Below are 17,420 nucleotides of genomic sequence, written 5' to 3'. Positions count from 1 at the left end.
CTCTCGCAAGCCTTCTGGGGTGGCCGGCACAACCGACTCACCGCAGGACACCTGGGCCGAGGCCTCGCTCGGGATCAGGTGCACTCGGCGTGGGGCCGCGCCGCGGACTTCGTGAGGCAGATCAGTGCGCAGGTCTTGATCGCGCGGCTTCGAGCGCCGAGGCAGATCTGTCAGTCGTAGAGTCGGTCCAGGAGCGCACCATGGCCGGATTGCAGGATGTGCCCCGCCGCCAACGGCACCCAGAAGCATTCAAACTGGGTGGGCTGCTGGGTGCCGTCGTGGTTTTCCTGGCTCGACCACCGCGGTGGAGTGGGCTCGGTGAGCTCCAGGTGGAAGATGTGTCGCTGCTGGACCTCAAACCGCAGAGGGCTGATGTCGTACTCGGACTCACCCAGCTTGCGGACGACCTTGAAGTCCGTGAGCCCGGTCTCCTCGCGGGCTTCGCGCAACGCCGCATCCTCCGGAGTCTCACCAGGGCGGATGCTGCCACCCGGCACCTGGATGCCCACCTCTTCGTAGCTGTAGTCGGTATGCCGGAAAACGAGCAACCGCCTGTTCCGCACGATGTAGCAGAGCGCCTTGTGTGTGACGACCTTTTCGGGCATGGCGACCCTCCACTCGACGTCGGGGGCTCGATACCAGGCCGCGCCCCTACAGCGCTGAAGCGAGGCATCATCTGCCCGCTCGAACGACGATGGAGCTGTCGTCAGCGCCTCAGGTCAACCATTAGACATCCACTAGCGCCATGATCGATGCGGACCGGATGCGGACAACAGCACTTGTCCGCATGGGGCGGCCTCGACCGAGGCGACGATGGCAGACGACGCCCGGTCAGTCGATGCGGAAACGCGGTGCCCGAACCGTCAGCATCAATTCCTGCTCATGCCTTGGGCCCCGGCAGGAGGCCGTAATGATCGGCGAAAGAGCGGACAAGGTCTTCGAGTGCCGCCTTGCCCTTGGCTTCAGTGCCGTGGGACGGCAAGCCGATGACGCCGCTGGTGGTGTATCCACCCATGCCCCGCGTGAGGAGGTGACGTCGGTCGTCCGCTACGTGGTCTGCATGCTGGAAGCCATCACGCACCACCTCCGGCGCAACGTGCAGGAGCAGCGAAACCTCGAGTTCGCCAGCGTGCATGTCCTGGTGGGCGGTGCTGTGCAGGCCGGCGGCCAGTCGAGCGTCGTCCCAGTCGGCCCGAGCGGGGAACAGAGTCATCCGAGGTCCGGCGACGTTGGCTTCCTGAACGACGTTGGCAAGCGCGTAGTTCCCGCCGTGTCCGTTGATCACGGCGAGCTGATCGATGCCCGATTCATGCAGGGAGGCGGCGATGTCAACGACCACGGCGGTGAGGGTGGTGGCGCTGATACTGACTGTTCCACGCCACGAGGCGTGCTCGTGTGAGCAGGAGATCGTCACGGGCGGAAGTAGGAAGAGGTCGTAGCGCTCAGCGACTGCCTTCGCAATCGCGCATGCCACGATGGTGTCCGTCAGCAGCGGCAGGTGGGCGCCGTGCTGTTCGAAGCTCCCGACTGGGAGGACCGCGACGGACGCTGCTCGCACGGACTCGTCGGTGCTCGTTGCTGTGGTGATCAGGTCCACGGGCTAATGGTTACACGCTTCGAGAGTCGCCTGCCGATATGCGAGCACGAAGGCCGCCGCCTCGGGAACGGCTGGCTGCTGTCGAAGGGCCACCGCCGTGGGGTGCAACCAGCGCAGAGCCCGTGCGGAGGAGGTACCAGCGGCCAGGGTCAGGGCCTTGGTGGCCTCGGTCGCAGCGCGTTCGACGTCGCCGCTGTTGACGTAGGCGGTAGACAGGACCGATCGCCACAGAGCCTCGTCGACGCGCCACTGAGTTGGCCAGTGCTGAAGGAGTTGCTCGTAGAGATTGACTGCCGCCGCCGGCTGGCCGAGCAGCAGACGGCACTGCGCCTCGTGGGCAGCCACGTACACCGGGTTGCAGTGGGCGCCAACATCGACCGGCAGCTCTAAGTCCCCGTCGGCGCTGCCGGCGACCCTATGCGCCTTGTCGATGCTGGCTACACAGGCGCTCTGGTCACCTCCCATCGCATAGGCCTGGGCTTGACGGACGAGCAGAAGAGCGCGAATGCGGCCTGGTAGCCGGACCTCGTCCAGCGCCTGCCGCGCCAGGACAGCGGCCCTACGCGGATCGAATCGTTCGAGGGCGCGTTGGCTCTGCCTCATCAGGACGTAGCTTGCCAGTACCGGCGCGTTGGCCTCGACGGCGTGTTGCTGGGCGCGTCGCAGCCATGCGTCCGCCTCGGCGGCATCGCTCTGCTCGTCGATCCAGCTGAGGAACTCGGCCCACAGTGCCTGGGCGATGAGTACGTCTCGACGGTCGGTTGCGCTGCTCCGCCGCCCGATGGTGGCAGCGGCGCTGATCTGCGCATGGGCGGTGGACGCCATCCCCGCATAACCGATGCGATTTCCGGCAGTGGCAAGGCGGACGAGTTGCTCGTGCCAGGGTGGGAGCAGGTCAAAATCCTCGGGATGATCCATGACGCCCCCGAGCAGGCCACCCCCACCGTCGGCCGAGCGGTGGTCGAGGCCAGTCAGTCGACGCTCGCGTTCGAGGTCCGGCAGGAAGCGGAGCAGCTCGCCACCCGTCTGCAGCGCGGCCTCACACGACTCGACGAGGCGGGCGGACGGCCAACGTTCGGCCTTCTCCACCTTGCCGACGAGGTCCCCACTGACGTGCACCAGCCTGCCTAGAGCGCGCTGAGACAGCCCGCGGCACTCGCGCCACCGTCGCAGCGCGGCACCGAACCCATGCAGCACTGATCGATGCGGGGTCAGCCGTCGTGGAACCTGAGCCACCGGTACTCCTGGATGCCGTTGCCCATCGCTGCCGCAGTCAGACGGGCCTGACCATACGTGATCGAACGTTACGCGGACAGTTGCATGCGGACAACGCCCTATGTCCGCATCACCGCTATCGACTCGTCTGGCCCGGTGCGCAATTCTCGTTGTTGAGATACCCGTCTGGGCGCCAGGCGAATTGTTGGCGGCGATTCGGGTCGACGGGCAGATGCCCTTCCTGACGGGCCAGCTGCAAAGTCGTGAGAGCAGCCAGGCGTCGACTATTTGAGGAGTCTAATGAGTCTCCAGAATGAGCTGTCCCGATATGGGTATCGGCAGGAGTTGAGCCGCCAACTGCGGTTCCGGGATCTACTTGCCTACGGCTTGGTGTACATGGTGCCGATCGCGCCGATGGCGATCTTCGGCAGTGTGTACGCCGGCTCGGGCGGGATGGTGGCCCTGGCGTACGCGGTCGGTGTGGTGGCGTTGGTGTTCACGGCGTTCTCGTACGCGCAGATGGTGAAGGCGTTCCCGATGTCGGGCAGCGTCTACAACTACGCAGGACGCGGCATCAGCCCGCCGGTCGGGTTCCTCGCCGGCTGGGTGATCCTCCTGGACTACGTCCTCGTACCAGGCTTGTTGTATCTGGTGGCGTCGGTGGCGATTCACGCCACGGTCCCGGCGGTGCCGGTGTGGCTGTGGCTGCTCGGGTTCGTCGCAGTGAACACGATCGTTAACTCGGTGGGGATCCGCATGACGGCGGCCGTCACCCGGGTGATGCTCGTCGGCGAGTTGATCGTCCTGGCGGTCTTCTTGGCTGTCGCCGGCTGGGCCCTCGCCTCGGGCAGGGGCCGGTTCAGCTGGGACGCCTTCTACAACTCCGACACGTTCACCTGGTCGGTGGTGGCGGGGGCGGTGTCGCTCGCGGTGCTGTCCTTCCTCGGCTTCGACGGGATCTCCATGCTGGCGGAGGAGACCAAGGGCGGCTCCCGTCAGATCGGCCGCGCGATGGCGGCCGTCTTGATCCTGGCCGGGGTGCTGTTCATCGCGCAGACGTGGCTGGCCGCGATGCTCGTCCCCGACCCCGACAGCCTTCTTGCGGAGGGTGATCCAAACGGCACTGCCTTCTACGACGCCGCCGCCGTCGCCGGCGGGGGGTGGTTGGCGACGGTGTGCGCGGTGGCGACGGCGATTGCGTGGGGGTTGCCGAACTCGATGGTCGCGCAGGTCGCGACGTCTCGGTTGCTGTACGCGATGGCTCGGGACCGGCAGTTGCCGGCGTTTCTGGCGAAGGTGTCGATCCGGCGCAACGTGCCGATCAATGCGACGCTGCTCACCGGCGCGGTGTCCTTGGCATTGGGCCTGTACATGGCGACCCGTGCGGATGGGATCACCCTGCTGTCGTCGCTGATCAACTTCGGGGCGATGGTCGCCTTCCTCGTGCTGCACGTATCCGTGGTCGTGCACCACCTCATCCGCCAGCGCAGCGGCAACTGGTGGGCGCACCTGGTCATGCCCGGGATCGGGTTCGCGATCCTCGCCTACGTGGTGGTCAACGCCAATATCGCCGCGCAGCGTCTCGGCTTGGCGTGGCTCGCCCTCGGCATCATCGTCCTGGCTGGCTTGTACCTGTCCGGCCGCCGACCTGCCCTGTCGGGGTTGGCGCCCGCGCAGCCGCAGGCACGTCACGTGGAGCGGGTGTGACCGGCATGGACAGGTTCACCTACCGGCCCGCCCGAGACGAGTTGGCGTACACCTTTGGCGGTCGGATGCCGGTGGCGCACGTGCGCGGCGGCGACGCGTTCACCGTCGTGACGGAGGACTGCTTCGGTGGTCTCGTGAGGGGGCCGGCGGACCTGCCGTCGCAGGTGTGCCGCATGCCGTACCTCAATCCGGTGTCCGGGCCGTTCTTCGTCGAGGACGCCGAGCCGGGCGACACACTCGCCGTTCACCTCGCCGCCATCACCCCGACGCGGGACTGGGGTGTGTCGTCGACGTTCCCGCACTTCGGCGCGCTGACCTCGACCGCCCACACTGCAACCCTGCAGCCTCCGTTGGAGGAGCGGGTGTGGGTGTACGGCATCGACCGGCAGGCCGGGACCGTACGGTTCGAGGCCACGCGCAGCGATCACAGCGTGGACCTGCCGCTGGACCCGATGATCGGCACGATCGGTGTCGCCCCCGGCGGGTTCGAGGCCCGATCCACCCTCGTGGCCGACACCCACGGCGGGAACCTCGACACTCCGCACCTGCGCGTCGGCACCACCCTCTACCTCGGTGTGAACGTTCATGGGGCGATGCTGGCCCTCGGCGACGGGCACGCCCGCCAGGGCGAGGGTGAGGCTTGCGGCGTCGGCGTGGAGATCGCCACGAGCACCACCCTCGCCATCGACGTCATCAAGGGCGTGAGCACACAGTGGCCGCGGTTGGAGACCGACCGGGATATCCTGACGATCGGTTGCGCGAGGCCCCTGGAGGACGCCTACCGCATCGCCCAGCACGACCTCGTCGGCTGGGCCAGTGCCCTGACCGGCCTGGAAACCCTGGACGCCTACCAGCTCGTGTCGCAGGCGGGGCGGGCGCCGATCGGCAATGTGTGCGACGCCAACTACACCGTCCTCGCCGCCATCGACAAAACCCTGCTCCCCGCCCCCGGCCCCGCGTATGGCGGGGCGCACGAGCGGCTGCGGCGGCTAACCGCTGGGCTGCGGTAGGAGCCTTCGAATGACTGCGTCGATCCCGCGCCTGCCGCTGCGCGACGAGCTGTTCCTCCTCGGCCACGACGACGACACCGGACACCCCCACGTGCACCGGCAAACCCTCGCCCTCGGCCTCGCGGGCGCGGTCCTGATCGACCTGTACCTGGCCGGGCGGGTGACCCTCGACCCGAACGACGACACCCGCCCGGCCAGCCACCAACGGATCCACCCGCACATCGACAGGCCGGTCGGGGACCTGATCGCCGACGGCGTGACCGCCGCCATCCGCCACGCCCACCCACCGCTGCGGGGGTGGCTGCGCGGGTACTCCGACGACCTCTACGACCGCACCCGCGCCGGCCTCGTCGCCGGCGGGATCCTGCGACAGCACACCCGACGGCGCCTCGGCGGCCTCATACGCGCCGACACCTACCTCGCCACCGACAGCAAATGGGCCGTCGTGGCCCGTTCCCGACTGCGCTACCTCGCGGCTGGCCGCGAACAACCCGACAACCACACCGCCGCTCTCGCCGGCCTCGTCGCCGATCTCGGCCTTACCAGCCACCTCTACCTCGACGACGACATCACCACCCTGACGGCTCGCTTGAAGGCCATCGCCGGGCAGCACTACGAGCCGGTACGCGACATCACCGCCGCTGTAGACGCCGCCGTGGGAGACCTCGCCACGGCCACCTACCGCTAGCCCCAATTCACCTCACCTCGAGAAAGCTGACCGTGAACAACCTGCCCCATGTGCGACCCGCGACCGAGACGCCCCACCCGCTGGGCCGGCGAGCCGTAAAGGTCACTGCCGCCGTCTGCGCGCTCGGCCTCCTCGCCACCGCCACAGCTATCCCGAACTGGACGGGTGCCGCCGGGCCAGCCCAATCCCCGCCCTCACCTTCCACCACTGACCCGGTCCGGTCGGCCGCGTCGCCCTGTCCGTCACCCGCCGCCCTGACCGCGGCGCAGCTCAAGGCACGCGCACAGCAGAAACTCGACCCATCGCCGACGTATCTGCCGGAGTCGGCCCCTGCGCGGCAGGCTTTGGAAGCGGTCACGGTTGGGTGGTCCGGCTGCGACGCCGTCCCGGGCCGGTTCGCCTACGTCCACCTGCTGCAATGGGCCACGGACACCACGATCGCCGGCAACAGCACCACCACGCGGATCGTGCTGTTCGAAGAGCAGCGCTGGCGTGCCGACGATGCCTCCGGACGCGTCATCCGTAGCCGTTACCCCACCGGTAAGCGGCCCACCGACGACAGCACCTACAAGCCCGGTGAGCTGGATGGACCCATCGGGCCGATCGCTGCCGACCCGGCGGCGCTCAGTGCGCACATCAACGCCACCCAGCCCCGATTCCTCGGACCCACCGCGGTCATTCGCGGCCTCGTCAGCCTGCTCGGCTGGCGTACTCCCAACCAAGCAGCCCGCACCGCGGTCCTCACCGTCCTGCGCGACACCCCCGGCATCGCGTACCACGGCTCGGTGACCGACCGGGCGGGCCGAACCGGCGTCGGCGTCAGCGCCACCGCCGACGACATCCGCTTCCTGCTGATCCTCAACCCGAGCACGGGCGAACTACTCGCCTACGAAAGAGCCGCGCTCACACCGCCACCTGGCAGCGACCGGACCGCCCCCCTGGTCGACGACTACCACCTGTTCCTCGTTCACGCTCGTGCCAGCAGCAGCGGCAACTCCTGACCTGCGCAACCGGCAATCTCGAAGGGAAATCTCGCCATGGACGCTGTAACGCGCATCCGCGCCGCCCGCTGGGCGGACAGAGACCACGTCGCCGCGCTCATCGCCGACGCACTGCATCCCAGCCCTCTCGCAACATGGCTGATCCCCGACGCAGGACCACGCCGCCGGATCCTCACTGACGTCCTCGGCATCTGGATCGAACACGCCATGTTCTACGGCGACATCCACCTCACTGAGGACGCCGCCGCCACCGTCGGCTTCCACCGATACCGCAGCATTCCGCCACCGGCGCACTACCAGATGCGGCTGGCCGACGCGGCAGGCCCGCACACCGGCCGCTTCGACATTCTCGATCGGTTGCTCGCCAAGGCGCGGCCCACCGAGCCCCACTACGAGCTGGCGTTTCTCGCGGTGCGGCCCAGCAGCACAGGTGCCGGCTACGGCACCGTCATGCTCGCCCACCACCGCAGCCGCCTCGACCACGTAGGCCTGCCGTCCTGGACCAGCACCACCTCGCACAGTGACCTCTACCGCCGGCACGGCTACACGCTCCGTCCGCCGATCATCCTGCCGGACGGTCCAACCCTTCACCCGATGCGCCGCAACCCCGAGTCAGACGGCGATCGGCTGTTGGCCATCACCGCTCAGGAGTCGCGGCGGGCGTAGATCAGCATCGCTCGTCTGGACCGGGGGCGGACATCAACCCGGGCACAGGTGGTCGGGTAGCCTGATAGCGCAGAGGGCCGTTAGCTCAATGGCAGAGCTGAGGACTTTTAATCCTTAGGTTCTGGGTTCGAGTCCCAGGCGGCCCACCATCAAGCGCTTGCTCAGCCGACCCGGCCGGCGACCAGGGCGACCACATCGAGAGTTCGGCCCACGCGGTCAGTCCTTGTCTTCCTGCAAGGTCTACTACCGCTCGACACGGGAATCAGTTCGACCAGTGCTGGCACGTCCGTAGCCCGCTATTTGCCGCAGTTCGGGCACCGATCGTGTACGGGTAGCGCCCGAGTGTTGGCCATCGCGCTGTACCGTGCGCGGATTGCGAGCGCCGCGGCCAGGGTGGTTCCGCCCACGAGGAATATGGCAGCAGTCGTCCCGGTGACGACGCGGAAGTCGGCGTAACTAGCACCCACGACCGGGGCGATGTTTTCGGTCAGGGGGTACAGACCCAGCAGTCCGATCGGCGTGAGCAGGACAAGAAGAGCCCAAAGCCCTCGGGCATCACCGCGCAGCGACAGTACGATCGCGGCCAGCATGGCGGTCAGTAGGAGAGCCGCGCCGGTTTCCGGAAGGAACGCGGCCCCGAAACTGAACCGGTAGAACCATGAGCTCCTCCCGGACAGGACCCCAACTGCGATGAGGGCTGCCACCGATGCGACCGCCAAGGGCGTGAGTTGTTGGCGTCGCGCCGTGTCGGAGGGGATTGTCAGCGCCAACAGGCCTAGCGTCACCTGGGGCACTAGAACGAACAAGTACGGGCGGGGCAACTCAAACAGGGCGGCAACGGGCACCACCGCGACGGTGAGGAACAGTGCCAGTCCGATGGCGACGCGTGCCCACCGGGCCGGAGCGATGACATAAACGACGGCCGCCAGCAGCCAAAAGCTCCACAGGACGACGCCGGTGGTAGCGAATGGCCCGAAGGCTGGCGCGCCCCAGCTGGCCGAGCTGGTGACCACCTCGGCGGCTCCCCAGAAACCCGCGAGAGCGGTCGCGGCGATGAAGCTGAGAACAGCGGCGAGGCGTACGCCAGGTATGAGGTCAGCGGCGCCGGCAGCGCGTAGGCGCTCACGGACACCTCCAGCCAGCACATCCGTGACGTCGAACATCGACGGCCAGTGGCGATCGGGGTCCGCCAAGTCGAGATAGGTACCGACGATCTCGCCGCCCCGTGCCTGGCGGTAGCCAGCGGGGTAGAACCGCAGCAGCTGCCGGTAACGGCGTTCCAGGTCCCTCATGCCAGACCCCCCAAGGCGCGTGGGGCAATGGGTCTGGCGGCGGGGGCCAAGGTGCCCAGGCGGGCGCTCGCCGCCTCCACATTGCGCCGCATGCGCTCGGTCTCGGTGGCGAGGGTGGCATTACCGGTTACGGAGAGGCGGTAGTAGCGGCGCTGGCGGCCGTCAACGATCTCCTCTCGGTCGGCCTCGATGAGGCCGGCGTCCACCAGTCGGTCAAGCGCGCCGTACAGGGTGCCAGGCCGCATGGAGAGCCGGCCCTCGGACAGGGCCGCCACAGCTCTGATGATCCCGTAACCATGCATAGGCGGGCCGGCGAGTGCGGTCAGGATCCAGAAGGTCGGTTCCCGCAGAGGTGCATTCACCTTCGCAATATATCGGGCACAAAGGTATGGCAAGGGCAAAACGACGCAACGTCTTGAGTTGAGCTCTGTCCTGCTGCTCGCGGCGAAGGTCTACGTCGCAACGGATGGCGTCGAACTCGTCGGCGGGGGCGGCAACCCGAGGGCTGCCGCCCCCGCCTGGCGAGGGCTGTCTGTCTACGCTGCGCGCTTGCGTCGGCGGGGGAGTAGTTCAGCGGCGGCTTCGGCTTTGGCGCGTTCGACGTCGAGTTCGGCGATGACCGAGGTGTATACGTCGGTCATGGCGGCCGAGGAGTGGCCGAGGAGTTCCTGGATGTCCTTGAGGTCGGCGCCGGCGGCTTTGAGGTAGGTGGCCGCGCAGTGCCGCAGGTCGTGCAGCCGGATCGGGGGTTGGTCGGCGTCGCGGACCAGGACCTCGAAGCGGTCGGTGACGGCGTAGGGGTGCCAGGGCTGCCCGTCAGGTTGAACGAAGAACAGCCCGGTGTCGGGCCAGGCGTGGCCGGCGGCAAGTTTCCACTGGGTGCGGCGGGCGTGGTGGGCCCGCAGGACGACGCGGGTGATGCTGGCCATCGCCATGATCCGGTTGCCGGACTCGGACTTGACCTTCTTGATCACGGGCGTGTAGCCGTGAGTGGCGATCTGTTGGGTGACGCTGATCATCGAGTTGTCGAGGTCGACGGCGGCGTCGGTGAGTCCGACGGCCTCGCCACGGCGCAACCCGCGATGCAGGATGAGCGCGAACAGCGGGTAGAGGGCGACGTCGTGCTCTTCAGCGTGGTCGAGGAACGCGCCGGCCTGCTGCGGGGTCCACACCATGACCGGGCTGGGCCGCTCACCGGTGTCGCGCCACCGCTGAACAGCTTTGGCGGTCCACACCCGGGCTTTGGGGCGTACCCCGGAGGGCAGTTCGATGTGGGCGGCGGGGTTGAAGTCGATGAGCCGGTTGTTGCCGCGGCGGATGGCGTCGTTGAGTGCCTTGCGCAGAGTGGCGCGGATGCGGTGCATGCTGGCCGGTTTGGTGGTGCGCAGGCCGCGGACGCTGGCGCGGATGGCGGGGTCGTCGCTCTGGCGGGCGATCTCGATGGCGGTGCTCCGGTCGGCGATGGCGGCGAACATGGCTTCGACGTGCTCCACCCGTAGTTTCACCAGGGCGATGGTGCCGAGGTGTGGGACCAGGTGGACGCGGATGTGCGACTCGTAGGCCAGCAGGGTGTTGGGTTGGACGCTGCTGAGGCTGCGGCGGGATGCCAGCCACGACTGCAGGTACTCGCCGACGGTGGTTGTGACGGTGGCGGGCAGTCCGGCGCGTACCCGTCGGGCGATGGTGTCGCGGTCCGGCAGTGGTGCGCCGGCGGTGACGGCGAGGAGCATGTCGGCGATCTCGGCGACGACTGCCGGGTCGTCAGCGGCGAGGGCGAGTAGGGCTTTGGCGTGGTCGCGGTCGCCGGTGGCGGCGTCGCGGGTGTCGAAGGTGCTGCGGCGTAGTTGCCGGCGCGGCTGGCCGGGGTGGGTGGGCAGTTCGAGTTGGTAGGCCCACCGGCCGTGGTTGGGGTTCCACGCTCCGCTGGGCCGGCGCAGCTGCGGGCAGTGGTTGCCGAGTTTGCGCCGGTTGCCGTCGCGGCACGCGCAGCGTTTGAAGACGGATCCTTCCGCCATGATCAGTTGTCTCCCTCGGGTGGGGTGTTCGGCAGCCGGTGGCTGCGGATTTCGTACGGGGTGATCCACGCGTGCCTTCCGCCGACGATCAAGTCGTCCCCCGGCGATTAGGTGGCTGATGGCTGTCGTCGCCGTCGGGTAGGTGCAGGGCGTGGAGGATGGCGGCGACCGGCACCCGGTAGCGGCTGCCGAAGCGCAGCACGGCGACCGGGAACTCGCCGCGCTTGGCCAGGTCGTAGGCGACGGAACGGGACAGCCCGAAGATCCGGGCCGCGGTGCTCAGGTCGGTGACCATGCCCAGGGCGCGGATCCGCTCGGTAGTCCATGTGCCAGGTGGGAGGTCCTCGACGGTGCGGACGGGCTGTGTGTGCTCGACGTGAGGTTCAGGGGTGCTCATCGCGGTGGTCCTTCGCAGTGGGAGAAGGCGACGGCGTCGCCGGGATGGTTTCGGGAGGGTGGGGGTGAGGCGGCAGGCGACGTGGCGTCGATCCGATGGCGACGATCGGCCTGCGGCGCTGGTGGCGTCAGGTAGCGTCCGGACGCCGGTGGCCGGTCAGGGAACGGACCGAGCCGGTACGAGGCGGGCAGGGGTCGTGGTGGTGCGACGTGGAGCTCGCTCAAGTCGAAACCGACTCTGCGCCGGCCGGGTCGGGCTCTGACACCCTTAAACCCCTGTTTGTGTGCTCTGGCGAACGCCTGCCGAACTCACAACCGCTCACAACGACTCACAAAGCCACCCGTGGACCATCGGTCTTTCGCAGCTGACCCTGCTCTCTGTTCGTGACCGCTGCCAGAGATTCCGTCACCGCTGTCGACGTCGTCAACTCGGAGGAGTTCCTGACCGAGCTCGTCGTCGGGGCCGGTGTGGTGCCGTGAGCCGCTGGCGCGGTGTGGCGGGCTGGGCGTGGGTCGAGGACCTCACGCCGTCGCGGGCCCACCGCTCTTCTGGGTCCGCCCGTGCCGCGTTCGCGTGCCGACGTGTCACACCGGCCGATCTGGCAGTGAGTCCTGTCGATGTCACGGCAGATGGTGTGACGACTTGCGGACATCTGACGCCGTGCCAACGTGACACGTGCCGGTGGCGCAGACATGACATGAACGCGATCGCGACAGGCGAACCGGCACTCATGTTCATAGATGGACACTGTTGTCGGAGGGTATATGCGGCAGGGGCGCGACGGTCATGGCGGGCTGCCTGCGGGCCTGTCCGAGTGGCGTGGTGGCGGCGCGCCGGGATGGCCAACGCTGGCGCGCGGATGTCCCGTGTCACGTGTTCACGAACTGTCCCGGGCCTGCTCAGCGACCCTGCCGGACACTTTGTCAACGATGAACGTCGATGACGTTCGCGTCATCTCGGACGCTGGCCAGGCCGTAGTGGCAGAAGTTCTGACTACCTACGAATCATGTTGCCTACGCGATGGCAACGCCGGTCGTCGTTGAGTTGGCGTTGGTGTCACGGCCGTGTCCGGACACGTGACCGGTGCCCTGTCGCCAGTCCTGTCACGTGGCCGTGGCCATCCTCACGCGGACAATGTCATCGACTGTTTTCGATGACATTGTTCGCGTGACAACGGTCGTCCGTCGACCTGCCGTGCCGACGAGGTTGGCCACCTGCCCTGCGTCGGCCCGTGAGCCGCTGTGAGCCCTTGTGAGCGGCTGTGAGTCTCTGTGAGTGACAGGGTTTAGGGACCGTGGACATTGGCCGTCATGCGCCTCTGACACCGGCGGTGCTTGCCCCTCACGGCGCTGGTCGGGACCCCTAGGCAGCGAGCTGACTGCTGCCGTCCGGTCGGCGTGGCGAGGCGCTGTGAGCGGTTGTGAGTTCGGCAGGCGTTCGCCAGAGCACACAAGGGGCGGTTCACCTTCGATGGCACGAAGATCGGTTCGAGTGCTGAGGCGTGACCGGTGGGCTCGCGGTTCGTGCCACCGAATCTGACCCTGATCATGGTTGCGGCCGTCGCGCCGCCCGCCATCAACGGCTCCCGCTGTGCGCCAACCGCCGGCGCGAACGTCATCAGTGCCAGACCAGACGGCCGTGTGAGCGTCTGTGAGCCGCTGTGAGTGACTGTGAGCGGTGGGCGCCCCCGACGATCGCGGCCTCGTCGCGGAGCCGTCGGGGTGCGGCGCCTGGCGTGCGTCGGTGGCTCACAGCCCTGCTCAGCCGTACCGCGGCCCGTCCGAATCACCCGCCTGGTGCCGGCCTCGGGTCCGGAGTTTCGGGCGAGGCGCCGCAGCGGCCCGCTGGGCGCGAAAGCCGGCTTGACCTGCGCTGTGAGTGCCTGTGAGTCAGTCGTGGCGTAATCGGCATTCCAGCGTCGCCAGAACACGACGGCGACGCCCGATGGCCTCACTGGCCTAGGAGTACTGATCATGAGTGTGTCCGACACGATCTTCCCTGCCGCACCCCTGGACGCCGTCGACGTCGCGTTCGCCGCGCTGACCAGCGACCCGGCGCCCCTGTCCCTCGACCTCGACATGTTCGGTCCGGATGACGGCCTGCCAAGAGGCGTCGTGGCGCTGCCGACGCTGCGGGACTGGCTACTGGCCAACCCGCGCGCCTACACCGCTCGCGACGCGGTGTGGCGGGAGCTGATCCGTCGCGCCCGCCTGGACGGGCCGCAGTGGGTCATCGCCGCGGTCGGCATGGCGATGCCGGCGCTACGCCGCTACGCCAGGCGCTTGTCTGACGGCTACCGCGGTGACCCCGACGACATCAGCGCGGAGATCCTCGCGGGATTCCTGGCGGCGCTGCGGGACCACGTGGACGTGGCCCGCCGGGCACCGTACGCGTCGTTGTGCCGGGCCGGGTGGCGCGCCGGGCACGCGCTGCGCCAGCAGGCCAGTGAGTTCGTTCTGGTTGAGGACGTGGAGCGCGTCACGGGACCTCGGACTCCGCAGGTGCCCTACGGGCATCCGGACGTGCTGGTACGCCGCGCGGTGCGCCTGGGGATCCTCGACGCCGACGACGAGCAGCCCTACATCGACGTGCGACTGGGACTGCGGGCCATGGATCCGATCGCGGCCCGGATGGGCATCAGCACCGACGCCCTGCGCATGCGGTTGGGTCGCATCGACACCCGCCTCGCCGACGCCCTGGCCAGCGGCATGCTGACCGGCGCGGCGTCCCCGCAGGCCGCCGAGGCGTTGGCGGCGCAAGCCGAACGCCGGGCCAGTCTGCGCGCCGCCAGCCGCCGCCGCCTCGCCACCACTGCCTCCACGTCAACGGCAGTCGCCTAGGCCGGCTCCCTCTTCTCGCGGCGCCGTCACTTCCCCCGGTGAGAGCTCCTGGGACGGATCACCTCACCTGAGAAGACCCCTCGTTGTGAGTGGCTGTGAGTGGGGCAGGCGTTCGCCAGAGCACACAAACGGCGGTTCCTTAATGACGGCGCCACAAGCCGCGCTCGGATTCTCGCCGTACCGCACGACCGGCCGGTGATCCGGCCGCGCGGACCAGCCGGCTCCGTGCCCGGGCTGCCGTCCGGGCACGAAACCGGCGAGCCGTTGCCCTGTCACCCGCCGCGACGCACGACCGCGGTGGCGTGATCCGCCCGAGGTGCGCCGCACCGACGCGGTCGCCCAGGCATTCATTCACCCCTGTCACCCCTGCCGGGGTGGCGCCATCTTGGAGGTACCGGTCATGTCGACCACCTACCATCCCCAGTTCACTGTCCCGTCCACCCGACCGATCCCGGCGGAGTTGCTCCTGGCCGAGAGCGGCCGCATGCGCCTGCCCGACTGGTGGGCCGTCGAGATGCTCGCCGAGCACCGCGTCCTGACCACCGCGCAGCTCACCGCACTCGGCTTCGCCACCACCACGGCGTCTGCCACCCGACGTCTGGCGATCCTCGCCCGCCGCGGCTGGATCGACCGCCTCTGGAACACCGGCACCGCTGCCACCGTCGACACCTCGTGGTGGTGCCTCGGCCCGATCGGCGCCCAACTCACCCCACTCGGCGAAGACCGCGATGTCACCCCGGCGCAGGTGTACCGGGCCCGCGACCGGCTCCGCGAACATGCGGAGCTGCCCGGCCTGCTGCAGGCCAACACCTTCTTCGTCAACCTCGCGACCCGCGCGCTCAGCGAACCCGGTAGTGACCTACGCACCTGGTGGTCACCGCGCACCTGCCGATACGTCACCGCAGCACGGCATACCGCCTGGCACGGCGAGTACATCCACCACCGCGACCGCCACGCGTTCTGGTACCAGCCCGACCCTGGCGAGATCCGTCCCGCCGACCTCGCCGACCGCATCCACGCCTACCGGCACTTGGCCGAACAAACCGGCCTGGCGACCCTTCTGTTCCACGCCGCCGACCCGCAACGCGAGCAGGAACTGCGCCGCTACCTCGAGCGCCGCAACACGCGGAACCTCACCGTCGTCACCAGCAACCCCGAGCACGGCCACCCGGCCGATGCGGTCTGGCAGCCGATCGGCGAGACACACCGCCTCGCCCTGACCGACCTTCCCCACACCCCCGATCAGTGGCCGCCCGACACCGTGACCTTCAAGGAGGTACGGCCCCGAGCCCCACACCCCATCTACGACCCCGAGCGCCCCTACGAAGAATCCGTTGCCAACGGCGAGTACCGCTACCCGCCGCGCCCCTGACCAACCGACCACTGCTCCTCGACCGGCCCACCCGGGCCGGTCGAGGAGCAGACCGGGGCGGCCCAACGAAGCGATCACCCGGTCACTGTCAGGAGGACTACCGGAGGTTGCTGTTCGCTTCGAACCCGAACGGCAACGCGTGCGGCTCTCACACCGCAGGTCACAGACGCTGTGACCAACTTCGATCGACGGCTGGCTGACTGCCCGTATCACCGGACGTTCGTCACACGCGCCAGACCGGGCAGGTTGGCATGTCCAACCAGGCTTGCGGACAGCGACTACGGGCCTCCGGTTGCTTTTCGCCCGCTGCAGCCCCGGGGCGCACCAACCTCACACCCACTCGCACCTGTGACCTTGGAGCAACAACGATGATCACCCCGCAACGCGAACCTCACCAGCGTCACCGGCCCGGCTCACACCCACCCTCAACGCATCGTCACGCCGAACCCGCTGTGCCCGGCGCTTCAGCGGTCAGTGCTGGTCTCCGTTCTACCGTCCGTCTTGATCCTGACCCCCAACCTGACCCCGCACGGCCGCTCACAGCCCAGGTCAACCCCGCTGTCAGCAGTCCGGGACCGCTCCAGACAGACCCTCCAGTCTCGGGTCTCTCCCCCAGGGCTTGTGCCCATGGGTAAACACCTACCGACCGCGGACCCACTGCTGCGCCTGCAGGCCAGCATCACCGCCCGCGACGACCGGCTCCTGGGCTGGCTCTACGACCACGGCGTGCTCACCACCAACCAGATCGCCGCCGCCCTGTTCCCATCCCTGGACTTCACCCAACGCCGGCTCCGCCGCCTCACCGCCCTGCGGGCAGTCGACCGGTTCCGACCCAACAAAGCCGACGGAGGCTCGCACCCCTACCACTACGTCCTGGACCAACTCGGCTACGACCACGTCCACGCCCAACGCGGACTCCCACGAGGCCGCCGGGACCAAGCCCGCCGCCGCAAACACTCCCTCACCCGCCGGCCGGACCTGCCACACCTGCTCGGCGGCAACCAGGTCTTCATCGACCTCGCCGCCCACGCCCGCACCCACCCCGACAGCGACCTCGTCCGCTGGCAGCCCGCGTCGGCCTACCACGAACCCGGCACCCTCTACCGCAAAGGCGCCAACCCGCACCTCATCCTCGCCGGAGCGACGGGCCTCCCCCGCCCGGACGGCGCCGGGATATGGACAGAGCACGAACGGTCCGTGCCGTTCTTCCTCGAGTACGACACCAGCGGTGAGAACCTGCAGGTCCTCATCGACAAAATCATCAAATACGAGCGGCTCTACCTCCTGAGCACCTGGGCGTGGCCGGTGCTGTTTCACCTCCCCTCAGCCCGCCGCGAGGCGAACCTGCACCACCGCCTCGCCGGCACCGACCCGAAGGCGGCCATCGCCACCACCACCGCCGAACTACGCACCGCCCTCGCAGCCAGCCCCGCCCACCAGATCTGGCAACTACCCGGCCATAGCGGCCGGCACCGCCTCATCGACCTGCCCTACACCGACACCCACCACGACGACCAATACCCCACCCACCATCAGCCCACCCCCGACGAGCCGGCCGCCCAATGAGGGGGAGCGCAACACACGGCGGCATGTGGCGGCCTGCAGGCCGCCACAAGCCGC

General features: G+C 68.5%; 15 protein-coding genes and 1 tRNA gene. 9 read left to right on the top strand and 7 right to left on the bottom strand.

The genetic code is table 11. The annotated features are described in order from the left end of the window. Window positions 1-170: 170 nt before the first annotated feature. The 3 genes from AB0I89_RS25980 to AB0I89_RS25970 form a co-directional block, all read right to left on the bottom strand. Window positions 171-605, bottom strand: a complete 435-nt coding sequence (locus tag AB0I89_RS25980; protein WP_357131883.1) for an NUDIX domain-containing protein — start codon at window positions 603-605, stop codon at window positions 171-173. 275 nt (window positions 606-880) lie between these two features. Continuing rightward, on the bottom strand, window positions 881-1,597 hold the full coding sequence (locus tag AB0I89_RS25975; RefSeq protein ID WP_357131880.1) for a creatininase family protein: 717 nt from the start codon (window positions 1,595-1,597) through the stop codon (window positions 881-883). 3 nt (window positions 1,598-1,600) lie between these two features. Next, window positions 1,601-2,833 (bottom strand): helix-turn-helix transcriptional regulator, encoded by a 1,233-nt coding sequence (locus tag AB0I89_RS25970; RefSeq protein WP_357131877.1) that lies wholly within the window; start codon window positions 2,831-2,833, stop codon window positions 1,601-1,603. A gap of 279 nt (window positions 2,834-3,112) precedes the next feature. On the opposite strand from AB0I89_RS25970, the gene AB0I89_RS25965 reads away from it, so the two are divergent. The 6 genes from AB0I89_RS25965 to AB0I89_RS25940 all read left to right on the top strand — a co-directional run bounded on the left by AB0I89_RS25965 (window position 3,113) and on the right by AB0I89_RS25940 (window position 8,033). Beyond that, complete coding sequence (locus AB0I89_RS25965) at window positions 3,113-4,519, top strand: APC family permease (RefSeq protein ID WP_357131874.1); 1,407 nt, start codon at window positions 3,113-3,115, stop codon at window positions 4,517-4,519. After that, window positions 4,516-5,529, top strand: coding sequence for an acetamidase/formamidase family protein (locus tag AB0I89_RS25960; RefSeq protein ID WP_357131871.1), 1,014 nt, complete (start codon window positions 4,516-4,518; stop codon window positions 5,527-5,529). Before AB0I89_RS25965 ends, AB0I89_RS25960 begins: the two co-directional genes overlap by 4 nt. Before the next feature lie 10 nt (window positions 5,530-5,539). After that, a complete protein-coding gene (locus AB0I89_RS25955) occupies window positions 5,540-6,217 on the top strand; it encodes a GPP34 family phosphoprotein (RefSeq protein ID WP_357131868.1) in 678 nt (225 codons plus the stop codon). A gap of 32 nt (window positions 6,218-6,249) precedes the next feature. Then, window positions 6,250-7,218 (top strand): hypothetical protein, encoded by a 969-nt coding sequence (locus AB0I89_RS25950; protein WP_357131865.1) that lies wholly within the window; start codon window positions 6,250-6,252, stop codon window positions 7,216-7,218. 36 nt (window positions 7,219-7,254) lie between these two features. After that, window positions 7,255-7,884, top strand: coding sequence for a GNAT family N-acetyltransferase (locus tag AB0I89_RS25945; protein ID WP_357131862.1), 630 nt, complete (start codon window positions 7,255-7,257; stop codon window positions 7,882-7,884). 74 nt (window positions 7,885-7,958) lie between these two features. After that, window positions 7,959-8,033: transfer RNA gene (locus AB0I89_RS25940), tRNA-Lys, on the top strand. 147 nt (window positions 8,034-8,180) lie between these two features. Here the strand turns inward: AB0I89_RS25940 and AB0I89_RS25935 are convergent. From AB0I89_RS25935 to AB0I89_RS25920, 4 genes are all read right to left on the bottom strand, one after another. Continuing rightward, entirely contained in the window at window positions 8,181-9,176 is a 996-nt protein-coding gene (locus AB0I89_RS25935) for a hypothetical protein (RefSeq protein WP_357131859.1), read from the bottom strand. Beyond that, complete coding sequence (locus AB0I89_RS25930; RefSeq protein WP_357131855.1) at window positions 9,173-9,538, bottom strand: helix-turn-helix transcriptional regulator; 366 nt, start codon at window positions 9,536-9,538, stop codon at window positions 9,173-9,175. The genes AB0I89_RS25935 and AB0I89_RS25930 overlap by 4 nt, the downstream gene beginning before the upstream one ends. Before the next feature lie 174 nt (window positions 9,539-9,712). Next, window positions 9,713-11,191: a tyrosine-type recombinase/integrase gene (locus AB0I89_RS25925; protein WP_357131852.1), complete on the bottom strand. Its 1,479-nt coding sequence runs from the start codon at window positions 11,189-11,191 to the stop codon at window positions 9,713-9,715. Window positions 11,192-11,279: 88 nt separating this feature from the next. Then, entirely contained in the window at window positions 11,280-11,588 is a 309-nt protein-coding gene (locus tag AB0I89_RS25920; protein ID WP_357131849.1) for a helix-turn-helix domain-containing protein, read from the bottom strand. A gap of 1,973 nt (window positions 11,589-13,561) precedes the next feature. On the opposite strand from AB0I89_RS25920, the gene AB0I89_RS25915 reads away from it, so the two are divergent. The 3 genes from AB0I89_RS25915 (at window position 13,562) to AB0I89_RS25905 (ending at window position 17,366) form a co-directional block, all read left to right on the top strand. After that, entirely contained in the window at window positions 13,562-14,428 is an 867-nt protein-coding gene (locus tag AB0I89_RS25915; protein WP_357131846.1) for a hypothetical protein, read from the top strand. A gap of 400 nt (window positions 14,429-14,828) precedes the next feature. Next, window positions 14,829-15,800: a replication-relaxation family protein gene (locus AB0I89_RS25910; protein WP_357131843.1), complete on the top strand. Its 972-nt coding sequence runs from the start codon at window positions 14,829-14,831 to the stop codon at window positions 15,798-15,800. Window positions 15,801-16,427: 627 nt separating this feature from the next. Next, window positions 16,428-17,366 carry a replication-relaxation family protein gene (locus AB0I89_RS25905; protein WP_357131840.1) on the top strand — a complete coding sequence of 313 codons (939 nt, stop codon included), beginning with the start codon at window positions 16,428-16,430 and terminating at the stop codon, window positions 17,364-17,366. Window positions 17,367-17,420: the final 54 nt, after the last annotated feature.

Source organism: Micromonospora sp. NPDC049801 (assembly GCF_040656575.1).
GTDB lineage: Bacteria > Actinomycetota > Actinomycetes > Mycobacteriales > Micromonosporaceae > Micromonospora.
Note: the sequence above shows the minus strand (reverse complement) of the source record. Positions and strands in the feature narration are given on the sequence as shown.

Coding starts and splice junctions, on each gene's coding strand:
- AB0I89_RS25935 (WP_357131859.1), bottom strand. CDS start 9,176: ATGAGGGACCTGGAACGCCGTTACCGGCAGCTGCTGCGGTTCTACCCC.
- AB0I89_RS25925 (WP_357131852.1), bottom strand. CDS start 11,191: ATGGCGGAAGGATCCGTCTTCAAACGCTGCGCGTGCCGCGACGGCAAC.
- AB0I89_RS25945 (WP_357131862.1), top strand. CDS start 7,255: ATGGACGCTGTAACGCGCATCCGCGCCGCCCGCTGGGCGGACAGAGAC.
- AB0I89_RS25965 (WP_357131874.1), top strand. CDS start 3,113: ATGAGTCTCCAGAATGAGCTGTCCCGATATGGGTATCGGCAGGAGTTG.
- AB0I89_RS25920 (WP_357131849.1), bottom strand. CDS start 11,588: ATGAGCACCCCTGAACCTCACGTCGAGCACACACAGCCCGTCCGCACC.
- AB0I89_RS25980 (WP_357131883.1), bottom strand. CDS start 605: ATGCCCGAAAAGGTCGTCACACACAAGGCGCTCTGCTACATCGTGCGG.
- AB0I89_RS25905 (WP_357131840.1), top strand. CDS start 16,428: ATGGGTAAACACCTACCGACCGCGGACCCACTGCTGCGCCTGCAGGCC.
- AB0I89_RS25915 (WP_357131846.1), top strand. CDS start 13,562: ATGAGTGTGTCCGACACGATCTTCCCTGCCGCACCCCTGGACGCCGTC.
- AB0I89_RS25910 (WP_357131843.1), top strand. CDS start 14,829: ATGTCGACCACCTACCATCCCCAGTTCACTGTCCCGTCCACCCGACCG.
- AB0I89_RS25955 (WP_357131868.1), top strand. CDS start 5,540: ATGACTGCGTCGATCCCGCGCCTGCCGCTGCGCGACGAGCTGTTCCTC.